Origin of the sequence: Paraburkholderia polaris (genome assembly GCF_012927345.1) — a bacterium.
Lineage (GTDB): Bacteria > Pseudomonadota > Gammaproteobacteria > Burkholderiales > Burkholderiaceae > Paraburkholderia > Paraburkholderia polaris.
On sequence record NZ_JABBGJ010000028.1, the window covers coordinates 44180 to 56520 of the forward strand.

The window sequence follows — 12341 nt, forward strand, 5'->3', positions numbered from 1 at the left end:
CCCTTTTCATCGGCCAACTCCGCTATTCGCGTTATTTTTCGCAACAATGCCACACAGATATTTTGGATTCACCTTGACGCGGTGCGTCAGCGCTTCCTAGAGTGGGTAGGGACTGCACAACGCACGCCGGTGCAGATGCCACTGCGGGCCACGCCCGAAGGAATCATCACGATGACCGACATCCTCGACCGGGCGCGCGGCGCACTGCATGCCCAGCCGTTCAGCATGCTGCTAGGCGCCGAGCTGATGCACACGGGCACCAACGAGCTGACGCTATGCCTGCCGATCCGCGACGAGTTGCGGCAACAGCATGGCTTCGTGCATGGCGGCGTCATCAGTTATCTCGCCGACAATGCGCTGACGTTCGCCGGTGCGCTGTCGCTCGGGCCGAAGGTCGTGACCGGCGAGTACAAGATCAACTATCTGCGGCCAGTGGTGAACGGCACGCTGATCGCACGGGCGAAAGTCGTCTACGCGGGCCGGTATCAGGCGACCTGTCAGTGCAATGTGTATGTGATGGACGGTGACCGCGAGAAGCTCGTCGCTGTTGCACAAGGCACGATCAATCGAATCAGCGAGAACGGCGAGCACGAACCGGTGAGTTGAACGCGCACCATCACCAGGCACGAGGCAATCGTGTCGCGGTAAAGCGGAAGCGGATCCTCGCCGACGCGGGCCTCGTGCGCGCAACGGATCGGCGAATTCAGCTACTACAAGCGGGGCGACGCCGAATTGCAGAAGCTCGGCCGCGACCTCGCCAACCTCTGAACCTCGGACCCAAGACAGCGCGCCCATGAAAAAGCCGTTTCTGCATCACACGCAGAAACGGCTTTTTTCACTTCAACAACACGTGTCAGCTAAGCGAGCGCAACTCACTCTGCCGCGTAAGTCTTCTGCGTCTGCTCGCCGAGACCTTCGATACCGAGACGGATCGTCTGGCCCGGCTTCAGGAACACCGGATTCGGCTTCACGCCCATGCCGACGCCCGGCGGCGTACCGGTCGAAATCACGTCACCTGGTTGCAGGCTCATGCACTGCGACACATACGACACCAGCTTCGCGACGCCGAACACCATCGTCTTCGTGCTGCCGTTCTGATAGCGATGGCCGTCCACTTCGAGCCACAAGCTCAGGTTCTGCGGATCGGCCACTTCGTCGCGCGTCACGACCCACGGGCCGATCGGACCGAACGTATCGAAGCCCTTGCCCTTGTCCCACGTGCCGCCGCGTTCGATCTGCCATTCGCGTTCCGACACGTCGTTGATCACGCAGTAACCGGCGACGTAATCGAGCGCGTTGGCTTCGTCGATATATTTCGCCGGCTTGCCGATCACCACGCCGAGTTCGACCTCCCAATCCGTCTTCTTCGAGCCGCGCGGAATTTCGACGTCGTCGTTCGGGCCGCAGATCGCGCTCGTCCACTTGTTGAAAATCACCGGTTCCGACGGTACCGGCAGATTCGATTCAGCCGCGTGGTCCGCGTAGTTCAGCCCGATGCAGATGAACTTGCCGATCTTGCCGACGCACGGCCCAATGCGCGGATTGCCTTCCACGACCGGCAGCGAGGCCGGATCGATCGCGCGCAGTTTGGCGAGGCTTTCGTCGCTCAGCGCTGCGCCGTCGATATCGCCAACCACTTTCGACAGATCGCGAATCTTGCCTTGCGCGTCGAGCAAGCCCGGTTTTTCCTGGCCTTTCGGGCCGTAACGAAGCAGTTTCATCTTGCACTTCCCTTTACGTTCAGTGGTATTCGGTTCGTGTTTCAGCGTTTATCTGTGTGTCAGTTCGACCAGCCGCCGTCGATCACATGTGCGTGACCGGTGGTAAACGACGATTCGTCAGACGCGAGATACAGCGCCAACGCAGCGATCTCTTCCGGCTTGCCGATGCGGCCCATCGGCTGGCGCGCGACAAAGGCAGCCTGCACGGCCTCGAGCGTCGCACCTTGCGACTTGGCCTGCTCGACGATCCGCTGTTCGAGCGAGGGCGATGCCACCGTGCCCGGGCAAATCGCGTTACAGCGTACACCACGCGTAATGAAGTCTGCAGCAACGGACTTGGTCAGCCCGATCACCGCAGCTTTCGACGCGCTGTACGCAAAGCGGTTCGGCACGCCCTTCACGCTCGACGCCGCCGACGACATATTGATGATCGACCCGCCGCCCTTCTCCAGCATGGCGGGCAAAAACGCGCGGATCATGCGGTACATCGCTTTCGCGTTCAGATCGAAGGCGAAGTCCCAATCTTCTTCGCTGCATTCGAGGATGTCACCGGCGTGCACAAAGCCCGCGCAGTTGAACAGCACGTCGATCGCGCCGAGTTCGGCGGCCAGCGCCTTGATCGCCGCGCCGTCGCGCACGTCGAGTTTGCGCGCTTCGACCGGTTTGCCGGCAAGTCCGTCGATGCGGATATCGGTGGCGATCACGCGGGCGCCTTCGCGCGCGAACAATTCCGCGGTGGCGAGACCGATGCCTTGTCCTGCCGCGGTGATCAGGGCCGTCTTGCCGGCCAGTCTTTGTGTCATCTACGACTCCAGTTGATTGGGCTTTCGCTTGTATTCGTTACATCAAAGTCGATAAAACGCAGCGGCGTTGCCGCCGAAAACCGCCTCACGCTCGGCGTCGCTCAAGGACGCGAGCAAGGTGTTCGCCACCGAGTGCCAGAGCAGATAGTCGCCGTTCAGATCGAGCACGGGCCAGTCGCTGCCCCACATCAACCGTGCCGGACCGAACGACTTCAGCAGATGCTCGACGTACGGATGAAGCGTTGTTTCAGTCCAGCCAGGCGACGCCTCCGTGACGAGTCCCGACAGCTTGCAGTGCACTTGCGGTAAGTTTGCGAGCCGCGTGATCGCATCGGCCCAGGTTGACCAACCCGCGCGACCGTAACGGATCGGCGGCTTCGCGCCGTGATCGACAACAATGCGCAGCGCGGGAAACCGCGCGGCGAACGTTTCGATATGCTCGACGTGCCGCGCGTAAATCAAGGCGTCGAACGCGAGGTCGTGCGCGATCAGCGCTTCGATCGCGGGCGCGAGATCAGGGTTGGCAATCCACGTATCGTCCGGTAGATCCTGCAGCATCGGCCGCACGCCTTTGAATTTCGGCTCACGCGCGAGCGCTTCGATCACAACCGGCGCGGTGGGCAACAGCAACGGCACCCAGCCGACGACACCGGCGATCGACGGCTCATGCCGCGCGACGTCCAGCAAATAACGTGTTTCGTCGATCGTCGCCGCCGCCTGCACCACCACCGTCCGCTCGATGCCCGCTCGTTCACGCAGCGGCTTGAGATCGGCGGGACCGAACGGCCGGTACAGGATTTTCAGTTCCGGCGTGAGCCACTCGTAGTCGCCGCGAGCGGGGTCCCAATAGTGCTGGTGGGCGTCGATAGGCATCGTCAAATCAATCCTCTGGCACGGGCGCGCGGCTGTCGAGCAAGCCCTTGTCACGCAACGCGAACCACAAGTCCGCGGGGATCGGCTGCTCGAACGACGCCGCGTTCTCACGTAATTCGTCGGCACTGCGCGCGCCGGTCAACACGGTCGCGACCGCCGGATGCGCATACGGAAACTGCAAAGCCGCGGCAGCAAGCGGCACGCCATGCACCCGGCACACCGCTTCAAGCCGCGCGACGCGCTCGATGACTTCACGCGGCGCATCGCCATAGTTGAATTTCAGATCGCCTTCGACGCCGCGCGCCAGAATGCCCGAATTGAACGCGCCACCTAACAGGATGCTGACGCCGCGTTGTTCACATGCTGGGAGCAGGTCGTCGAGTGTGGTCTGTTCGAGCAGCGTATAACGGCCCGCGAGCAACGCGCAATCGATATCGAATTCAGCCATCGCGTCGAGTATGACCGCGCCTTCATTGACGCCGAGCCCAACTGCCTTAACCGCGCCCGAGGACCGCAGATCATCGAGCGCACGAAAGCCGCCGCCCTCGGTAAGTTGTTTCCAGTAGTAGGGGTTCTTGTCGCCATGCGTGACAACGCCAATATCGTGCACCAGCAGAATGTCGATATCGACGATGCCGAGGCGCTGCTGGCTGTCTTCGAACGAACGCAGAATACCGTCGTGTGTGTAGTCGTAGATCGCCTGGAACGGCAGCGGGTCTTGCCAGCCTTCGCTGCCATCGTAGGGCGTGGTGCGCGGTACGAAACGGCGCCCGACTTTGGTGGACAGTACGTATTCACTGCGCGGATAGCCGCGCAACGCATCGCCCAGACGGTGCTCGGCTTTCGTGTGACCGTAATGCGGCGCGGTATCGAAGTAGCGCACGCCGGCGCCCCATGCGGCTGCGATGGTCGCGTGCGCTTCTTCTTCGGACAGATCGCGATAGAGGCCGCCCAAGGGCGCGGTACCGAGCCCCAATCCGGTTACCTGCAATGCACGGCGGCCGATGCCGCGCCGCTGTTCGATCTTCGAGCCGACCTTTGCCGTCATGGACCACGTCTCCTATTTGATAGTGTTTTAGCACGTGCCGACGATGTTTGCGCGACGCGCCTGGCGCGCTGATGGCCGTCGAATCGATTACGGCTCGCGCCTGGGGGCCTACTGATCGCTTAGACCCCTCAGTGCGGCTCGATCGCGACAACCCGATGCGGCGGTGCAGCGTTCGACGGCAAACAAGCCGGACCCACCGGCTCGAAAGTCTTGTACGTCAGGATGAATTCCTGATGACCGAGCGTTTCCGATTTTGACGCCGCACCGAGCGACACCGCCACCGTTTGCTCGAACACTTCGCGGCCGACTTCGTCGAGCGTGCCGCGGCCTTCGAGAATGCGGCCTGCATCGACGTCCATATCGCCGGCGAGATTGCGGTACGTCGCGGGATTCGCGCACACCTTGATGACTGGCGAAATCGCCGAGCCGACCACCGATCCGCGTCCGGTCGTGAACAGAATCACGTGCGCGCCGCAGGCGATCAGTTCGCCGATTTCCGCGTTGTCGCTGATATTCGGAAAGCCGAAGCGGGGTTCGCCGTCTGGTACGACGTCGAGGAGATAGAGGCCACCCGTCGGCGGAACATCACCGGGTTTGACTATGCCGACAATCGGCGATGCGCCGCTTTTCGCATACGCGCCCAGAGATTTCTCTTCCTGCGTGGTGAGGCCGCCATCCGCATTGCCGACAGCAAAACTGCCGTGCCCAAGGATTGAGTAATAACGCGCCGCCTTCGCTACACACGCAACAATTTCATCTCCGAGTTCCGGCCTCGCGGCGCGCGTTTTCATATGGAATTCGCAGCCCACCAGCTCGCCGGTTTCCTCGAAGATGCAAGTTGCACCCGCGTCGATCAGATGATCGAACGCGCGGCCCACCGCGGGATTCGCCGTGATGCCACTGGTGCCGTCCGAGCCGCCGCAAATCGTGCCGATCACCAACTCGCTCAGCGCCATCGGCACTTTCTGCTGCGCGGCAAGTTGCTTGCGTGCGTCACGAATCCAGTCGACGCCGTATTGAATCGTGCTGCGTGTGCCGCCTTTTTCCTGGATCGTCAGGACTTCGACGGGACGGCCACTCGCGCGCACGACGTCGACGAGGTAGTGCTTGTTCATGCTCTCGCACCCGAGCGACACGAACAGCACCGCGCCTACATTCGGATGCGTGGTGAGCCGTTCAAGCATCTTTTCGGCATACCCATTCGGATAGCAACCGGGAAAGCCGATCAGATGCACCGGCGGCTCGCGCTCGGCTAAAGGATCGTCGAACGCATCGAGCGGTTCGCGAAACTGCGTGACGATCTCGCGCGCGACATGATGCGCACACTCGACCAGATACGCTACCGCGACCACATTGCGAATGCCCTTGCGGCCGTCGCTGCGCAGATAGCCTTGCAGCGTGGGCCGCTGCAAGGCGGCGGATGCTACGGAAGTGTCAGTCATGGTCATTCCAGCGCGGCGCGAAGCCACGTCATTGTGCTCACATCAGTGATGGACGAACTCGTGGCCCGCGTCATGCGTATAAGTGGGCAGGTAATCGCTTTCGAGGTTATGCGTGTGCAGATGCGCACCGCGCACCACCGCCTCGGTCACGTGACCGATCACCGCGCCGTAACGCAGCACCTTGTCGTTTTTCGCGAGTGCATGGCGCGCGACCTTATGGCCGAGGTTGATGGTTTTGGTGAGCGTCACGCGCTCGCCTTCGATCTCGACTTGCGTGCCCGCATCGAGACGCGCCGCCGCGATCAGGCAGTTATCCGTCGGACTAAGCAGGATCAGGCGTGAGTCGGTTTGCGATGTTTGCGGCATTTGCAACGGGCGGCTAGTCAAGTAAGTTCTCCGTGATGCATGCGCATCAGTTCTGGCCTTCGCCGCTGGCGAGCCGTGCCACCATCAGCGAGCCGAGGATGATTGCGCCGTAGATCGCCTGAATCCAGAACGACGGCACCTGGGCCAGCGTCAACAGGTTCTGTACGACGCCCAGCAGCAGCACGCCGGTGAGCGCGCCGAGCATCGTGCCCTTGCCGCCGTCGAGCGAAATGCCGCCGATTACCGCCGCCGCGAACACCGTGAAAATCATGCCATTACCCTGATTCGCATTGATCGCGCCGACATAGCCGGTCACGATCAATCCGCCCACCGAGGCCAGCATGCTGCCGAGCACGAATACGCCCCACGTGATGCGCTCCACGCGAATCCCCGCCGCACGTGCTGCTTCCGGATTGCCGCCAATCGCGTATAACGCACGGCCCAATCGGTGATAGCGCAGCACGAACGCAGCGATCGCGAATGCAGCCGCCGCGAGCCACACGGACAACGGCAAACCGAACACGATGGTGGTGGCGAGCGAGAAGAACGACGGCGGCATATCGAACAGCGTGCCGCCTTTGGTCGCGCCGACCAGCATGCCGCGCAACACGATCAGCATCGCCAGCGTGACGATGAACGCGTTCAGCCGCAGACGCACCACCAGGAAACCATTGACGAAGCCGATCACCGCGCCGACCACGAGAATCGCCAGCAGGCCCGTCGCCGCCGGCCATTCCATTCCGAAGCCCGCGGACGCCGCCGGCATCACCAGCATCGCACCGATAGCCGGCGCGATGCCCACCGTCGATTCCAAAGACAAATCGAACTTGCCGGTCAACACGATCAGCGATTCAGCAAGCACCACCAACGCCAACGCCGCGGACGCACCCAGCACGCTGATCAGATTCGCCTTCGTCAGAAAGCTCGGGCTGACAAACGCGCCGATCACGATGAGCAGGGCCAGCGCCGGCAGCAGCGCCAGTTCGCGCAGCCGGGCGAGTTCGTTGCGAGCACGTTTGCCGCGCGTCGCCCGTGCAGCGGGCTGCGGCTGGGCCGCCTGAGTTTGCGCGGTGCCGAATGCAGGGCTGGGCACACTATTCTTCATGGAGACTGACTCCTTCAACGGACGCGATCAGGTCGTGGTCCTGCCAACCCGCGGGAAATTCGGCCGCGACACGGCCACGGAACATGACCAGAACACGGTCACAGGTGCGCAGATCGTCGAGTTCGCCGGATACGACCAACACGGCTTTACCGTCTTCGCGCACGCGATCCACGACTGCCAGCAACGCTTCTTTCGATTTCACATCGACGCCTGCTGTGGGGTCGATCAACACGAGCACGTTGGGATCGGTGGCGAGCGCGCGCGCCATCACGACCTTCTGCTGATTGCCGCCCGATAGCCCTGACACGACATGCTCGGGGCCTTGCGCGACGATGCCGAGCGCGTCGATCATCTTCTGACCGAAGGCATTTTTCTTCGCCGGTGTCGCGATGCCGAATTTGCCGAGCAGACGCGCGATGGTCATCGAGGCGTTTTCGGCAACCGATTGCGTCAGCACCAGGCCTTCGTGATGGCGATCCTTCGGCACGCAGCCGATGCCGTGCGCCAATGCTGCGGGCACGTCGCCTGGTGGCAGCGTTGCGCCGTCGACGTTGATCGAGCCGCGTTTAGCTGCACGGAGACCGGCAATCGCTTCGGCTACGCTCGTGCGGCCGCTGCTCGTCGCGCCAGTCAGCCCCACGACTTCGCCACGCTTCACCGTGAACGACACGCCTTCGTAATCGGAACCCGCCAGATCTTTGACTTCCAGCGCAATGGCTGTGTCCGCAGGCAACGCAGCGCGCGCCGCCGCATCGGCGACGGCAAGGCCGCCACGCTCACCTGTCATCGCTTCGATCAGTTGCTCTCGCGGCAACGCGGAAACCGGCGCGCTGACGATATGCCGCGCGTCGCGCAGCACCGTCACGGCCTGGCAAATCTCATAGACCTCTTGCAGATGATGCGAGATGAACAGGAACGTCACGCCTTCGCGCTGCAACTCGCTGATGCGGCGGAACAACCGCTTGATCTCGTCACCGTCGAGCTGCGCGGTCGGTTCATCGAGGATGATGAAACGCGCGCCGTACGACAGCGCCCGCGCAATCTCCACGAGTTGCCGCGCTTCCACGGACAGATCGCCAGCGCGCGCATCTTCGCGCACGTCGATCTTCCAGTGATCGAGCAACTCACGCGCGTCGCGGCGCATCGCGTGCCAATCGATCACGCCACCGCGAGACGGCTGCCGATTGATGAACAGATTCTCCGCGACGCTCAAATCGCGGATGATCGTCGAATGCTGATAAACGCAGGCCACACGCTCGCGCCACGCATCGCGATCCGCGATCGACGGCGCGGCCGCGCCACTGAAACGCACCTCGCCGGTATCGGGTTTGCGCAGGCCGGTGAGGATCGACACCAGCGTCGATTTGCCCGCACCGTTGCGCCCGACGAGCGCATGCGACTCACCGGGCATCACGCGGATACTGACGTCTTTCAGCGCGGGCGTGGAGCCGAAGCGTTTGGTGATCTCAAACGCTTCGACAACCGGCACGGAGGGCGTCGGCTCGCTCATTTAACGGTATTGCCCCACAACGCTTTGTCGTCGACATTCGCCTTCGTGACGAGCGGCGCGGGCAATTGATCTTCGAGCACGCCCGGCGACAACTGGACGATGGTGCTGCCGTGATCAGTCGGACCCGGCTTGAAGGTCTGCCCGGCCAGCGCGGCCTTGATGTAGAAGAGACCGTATTTCGCGTAGGAATCGGCGGGCTGCGAGATGGTCGCGTCGATATCACCGCGGCGGATTGCCTCGAACTCCTGAGGAATGCCGTCGTTACTGACGATCACGACATGCTTTGCATCGCCGGCCGGAAACAGCATCTGCTTGCGGCGCAGGGTTTGCAGCGTGGGCGATAGATAGACGCCACCCGCCTGCATATAGATTGCCTTCACGTCAGGATTCGCGGTGAGCAGACTGTCGAGCGCGGTGGCGGCGACGTCACCCTTCCAGGCGGCAGGAATTTCCAGCAGCGACAAACCCGGAAAGCCCTTCAGGCATGAGCGAAACGCCTCGGACCGGTCGCGCCCATTCACCGAAGCGAGGTCGCCCATGATCTGCACGACCTTGCCCGACTTCACATGCTCGCCGATGTACTTGCACGCTTTCTCGCCGTAGGCGCGATTGTCGGCGCGCACCACCATCGCCACCTTGCCTTGCGTCGGTGCGACGTCGACAGCGACCACCGGCACGTTCTTCGCGGCGGCTGCATCGAGCGCCCGACTGATCGCCGCCGAATCCAACGGACCGACCACGATGCCCTTCGCACCGAGGTTCAGCAGGTTGTTCATGTCGGTGATCTGCTGGACCGGATCGCCGTTCGAATTGACCGGGGCGAGGATATCGATGCCCATATCCTTCGCGTACTTGGGCAGATAGTTGTTGTACGACTGCCAGAAAGGCGACGTGAGGAGCGGCAGACCGAGGCCGACCTTGCCGGCGTCAGCGGCTTGTGCCGAACCACTAACGGCGAGGCCGGCGACGCAAGCTGCCGCCGCAACGGCAAATAGCGAACTCTGGAACAAACGGCGAGCCGCGTGCGGCCCTTTTGCGAACGACATGGTGTTGTCTCCTGTGTCGGTCCGGAGTTAACGCTTCAGCTGTCGACCAGAGTTCGCGCTTTAGCGCGCTACTCGGGTCGCATGCAAAGCTCTTACTCCGGCCCCATGCACCGCTATGCGTTGTTGAACTGCGTGAACCCGCCATGTTGGATGGCGGGCACTTCGTCCTGCGCTTTCTTATCGTATTGGTGATTGGTGCACATTCATTCACCAATGAACGTATTATTCATATACGAACTTTATGAAGTCAAGGAATGTGCGCTGCACCATGCGTCAGTGTTTCCCCTGGACCCGCGCCATCTCGCACCAGATTCACCACGCACTTACACTCATGCGCCAGATAATGAGAACAACACTTGGAACCTCGCCCACGATGGACGCAGACGACAAAGACGACGACCGTTACCGCGCCCCCGCACTGGACAAGGGCCTCGACATCCTCGAACTGCTCGCCGAGCAGAAAGAGGGGCTGACGCGCGCCGAAATCACCAAGCTGCTGGGACGCAATGCGAGCGAGATGTACCGGATGCTGGAGCGGCTGGTCGCGCGGCAATACGTGGTGCGCTCGGCGGCGGGCGACCGTTATTCGCTGAGTCTGAAGTTGTATGCGCTCGCGCATCGTCATCCGCCGATGAACCGGCTGATCTCCGAGGCGCTGCCGCTGATGCAGCGCTTTGCCGATGCTGCCGAACAATCGTGTCACCTTGTGGTGTACGACCGCGGCAATCTGCTAGTGATCGCACAGGTGGATGGACCGGGCACATGGGGGATGTCGGTGCGGCTTGGCTCACGGGTGGGCCTGATCGATACGGGTTCGGGCCGCGTCATGCTCGCGTTTCAAAGCAACGAGCAGCGCGAACAGATGCTCGCCGAACACACCAAGGTGAAGGGCGAAGTCACGATCGATCGCGATGCGCTGGAACAGGCCTGCACGCGGATTCGCGCGGCGGGTTTTTCGCAGAAGGACAGCCAGCAGACGTTCGGTGTCACGGACCTTACGTTTCCGATCCAGGGGCCGTCAGGCCAGGCGATCGCGGTGCTCACTTGCCCGTACTTGAAACGTATCGATGAATACGTCGCGCCGACCTTGGAAGCGGCAACGGCGCTCTTGCGCGAGACGGTGCAGGCGTTGTCGATGTTTCGGGAACCGAGCCCCTCAGTCTGACGCCCTTCGGGTAACGGGAAAATAGGCACTCCAGTGCATGACCGTAAAGCCCCCATGCAGGGTCCGCGCGCCCACATGCAGCTATGTCAACATGACATATAATATGTTGACATAGACTCCATCAAAGGTTGACATGGACGCCGTCGAACATCTTAAAAAATTGTCGCCAGACATCAGCCGCACGCTTTGGGCGCATCAAGGAACGGCGGCTCCGCTCGGGCCGATTTTCCAGAAAAACCGGGGGATTTCCCGACAGGCGGCAAACACGCTTTTAACGCGGCTAGTGGCGAGTGGCCTGCTAGGCGAAGGCGAAGGCCAACGTCCCAAAACGTACGTTCAGCCCGTGATAGCGGCCCTTACCCGCGAATATCCGCTCGCCGGTATCGAAGAGCATGTCGTGTGGGCGCAGGATTTTCGGCCGGGTTTCACCGAATTCATGAGCGAAGCGGCCCTGAAGATCTGGGACTACGGTTTTACGGAGATGCTCAACAATGCGATCGAGCACTCGCAGGGGACCAGGGTTGTGGTGCACGCACAAGTCAAAGCCAGCGGCACGATTTGCACTATTGCCGACGATGGCGACGGCATCTTCAAGCGGATCACACGTCTTTGCGAACTTGCAGACGAGCGGCAAGCGATTCTCGAATTGGCGAAAGGAAAGCTGACGACCGATCCTGAACGCCACACTGGGGAGGGGGTGTTCTTCTCGTCGCGCGCGTTCGACATATTTCAGATTTCTTCTGGCGGCTTGTTGTTCGATCACAAGGACGGAGAAGAAGACTTTCTCTTCGAGCGCGATCTCACGCATGGCGGCACCGTCGTCCTGATGGGTCATGGCAACCATACTGAGCGCGTGCTGACAGAAGTGTTTGACGAGTACGCCGAGCCGGACGAATACACCTTCAGTAAAACGGTCGTGCCGGTTCGGTTGGCAAGAATGGGAGCCGAGAGTCTGGTGTCCCGTTCACAAGCTCAACGGCTTCTCGCACGAGTGGACAGGTTCAAGGTGGTGTTGTTTGACTTCAAGGATGTCGATACGGTTGGCCAAGCCTTTGCGGACGAAATATTCCGCGTGTACGCCAATGCGCATCCGGAAGTGGAATTGGTTCCGGTACGGGCCAGCACTCAGGTGCAACAGATGGTGACACGCGCGACCGCCGGGCGCATCTGATTGTCGCCATCGTTAGCTCGGGAATGATCGCGGCCTGGTTGACAATTGACGATCGCGCGTCGCCCCGCGCACATGGTTTAGAATGGCGACC

The 12341-nt window shown here is 61.7% G+C and carries 12 protein-coding genes and 1 pseudogene; 4 read left to right on the forward strand and 9 right to left on the reverse strand.

From position 1 onward, the window contains the following. Window positions 1-171: 171 nt before the first annotated feature. The gene (locus HHL24_RS24855; protein ID WP_169488009.1) at window positions 172-606 is read left to right on the forward strand and encodes a PaaI family thioesterase; all 435 of its coding nucleotides are present in this window, start codon (window positions 172-174) and stop codon (window positions 604-606) included. Between the two features lie 41 nt (window positions 607-647). After that, window positions 648-768 (forward strand): annotated as a pseudogene (locus HHL24_RS44125) (ArsR/SmtB family transcription factor); the annotation flags it as partial. A 104-nt stretch (window positions 769-872) separates the two neighbouring features. Here HHL24_RS44125 and HHL24_RS24865 read toward each other — a convergent pair. The 9 genes from HHL24_RS24865 to HHL24_RS24905 form a co-directional block, all read right to left on the reverse strand. Then, window positions 873-1721: an ureidoglycolate lyase gene (locus HHL24_RS24865; protein WP_169488010.1), complete on the reverse strand. Its 849-nt coding sequence runs from the start codon at window positions 1719-1721 to the stop codon at window positions 873-875. 59 nt (window positions 1722-1780) lie between these two features. Continuing rightward, window positions 1781-2524 carry an SDR family oxidoreductase gene (locus HHL24_RS24870; protein ID WP_169488011.1) on the reverse strand — a complete coding sequence of 248 codons (744 nt, stop codon included), beginning with the start codon at window positions 2522-2524 and terminating at the stop codon, window positions 1781-1783. A 42-nt stretch (window positions 2525-2566) separates the two neighbouring features. Continuing rightward, on the reverse strand, window positions 2567-3397 hold the full coding sequence (locus HHL24_RS24875; RefSeq protein WP_169488012.1) for an amidohydrolase family protein: 831 nt from the start codon (window positions 3395-3397) through the stop codon (window positions 2567-2569). Between the two features lie 7 nt (window positions 3398-3404). Continuing rightward, on the reverse strand, window positions 3405-4445 hold the full coding sequence (locus HHL24_RS24880; protein WP_169488013.1) for an aldo/keto reductase: 1041 nt from the start codon (window positions 4443-4445) through the stop codon (window positions 3405-3407). Between the two features lie 128 nt (window positions 4446-4573). Continuing rightward, entirely contained in the window at window positions 4574-5887 is a 1314-nt protein-coding gene (locus tag HHL24_RS24885; protein WP_169488014.1) for a UxaA family hydrolase, read from the reverse strand. A gap of 42 nt (window positions 5888-5929) precedes the next feature. Then, a complete protein-coding gene (locus tag HHL24_RS24890) occupies window positions 5930-6253 on the reverse strand; it encodes a UxaA family hydrolase (protein ID WP_169488084.1) in 324 nt (107 codons plus the stop codon). A gap of 46 nt (window positions 6254-6299) precedes the next feature. Then, window positions 6300-7358 (reverse strand): ABC transporter permease, encoded by a 1059-nt coding sequence (locus HHL24_RS24895; RefSeq protein WP_169488015.1) that lies wholly within the window; start codon window positions 7356-7358, stop codon window positions 6300-6302. Next, window positions 7348-8868 carry a sugar ABC transporter ATP-binding protein gene (locus HHL24_RS24900; protein WP_169488016.1) on the reverse strand — a complete coding sequence of 507 codons (1521 nt, stop codon included), beginning with the start codon at window positions 8866-8868 and terminating at the stop codon, window positions 7348-7350. The genes HHL24_RS24895 and HHL24_RS24900 overlap by 11 nt, the downstream gene beginning before the upstream one ends. Then, window positions 8865-9914, reverse strand: coding sequence for a sugar ABC transporter substrate-binding protein (locus HHL24_RS24905; protein WP_169488017.1), 1050 nt, complete (start codon window positions 9912-9914; stop codon window positions 8865-8867). The genes HHL24_RS24900 and HHL24_RS24905 overlap by 4 nt, the downstream gene beginning before the upstream one ends. A 373-nt stretch (window positions 9915-10287) precedes the next feature. Here HHL24_RS24905 and HHL24_RS24910 point away from each other — a divergent pair, with 373 nt between their 5' ends. Beyond that, a complete protein-coding gene (locus HHL24_RS24910; protein WP_169488018.1) occupies window positions 10288-11079 on the forward strand; it encodes an IclR family transcriptional regulator in 792 nt (263 codons plus the stop codon). 133 nt (window positions 11080-11212) lie between these two features. Further along, window positions 11213-12250, forward strand: coding sequence for an STAS-like domain-containing protein (locus HHL24_RS24915; protein WP_169488019.1), 1038 nt, complete (start codon window positions 11213-11215; stop codon window positions 12248-12250). The last annotated feature ends 91 nt before the right edge of the window (window positions 12251-12341 follow it).